Genomic DNA, 664 nt, shown 5'->3' with positions numbered 1-664 from the left:
ACGACTCCAGCTCCTCCCGCACCACACCCACCGGCAACGCCACATGCGCCATCGCACCCTCCGGCGCAAACTCACCAATCACACGACTACGCACCGCCACCAACCGCGCCGCATCCTCCAACCCCAACGCACCCGCCACATACGCCGCCGCAATCTCCCCCTGCGAATGCCCCACCACCGCATCCGGCACCACACCCCACGACTCCCACACACACGCCAACCCCGTCGACACCGCAAACAACGCCGGCTGCACCACCTCCACCCGATCCAACACACCCCCACCCAAACCACTCAACACATCCAACAAATCGAAGTCCACAAACGGACTCAACGCCTCACCCACCGCCCGCACATGCTCCACAAACACCCGCTCACCCAACAAACCCCCACCCATCCCCACCCACTGCGACCCCTGCCCCGAAAACACAAACACCCGCCCACCAAAACCCCCACCCCGCACCACACCCTCAACCACACCCGAAGACCCCACACCCACACCCGAAGACCCCTCAACCACACCCGAAGACCCCTCGGCCACACCCGAAGACCCCTCAGCAACCGCACGCAAACCCCCCACCACACCACCACGCCCCACACCCACCACCGCAGCACGACAACCAAACACACCACGCCGACCCAACACACCAGCAACCTCAGCAAGCCC

Annotated in this window: 1 protein-coding gene; it reads right to left on the bottom strand. The window is 64.9% G+C overall.

Annotated elements, in window-relative coordinates; all coding sequences use genetic code 11:
• Window positions 1-394, bottom strand: a 394-nt coding sequence (locus DTL70_RS33995) for an acyltransferase domain-containing protein (RefSeq protein WP_245978851.1), incomplete at its 3' end; no start/stop codon positions are given.
• Window positions 395-664 lie beyond the last annotated feature (270 nt).

This window comes from Streptomyces diacarni (assembly GCF_003323715.1).
Taxonomy (GTDB): Bacteria; Actinomycetota; Actinomycetes; order Streptomycetales; family Streptomycetaceae; genus Streptomyces; species Streptomyces diacarni.
Note: the sequence above shows the minus strand (reverse complement) of the source record. Positions and strands in the feature narration are given on the sequence as shown.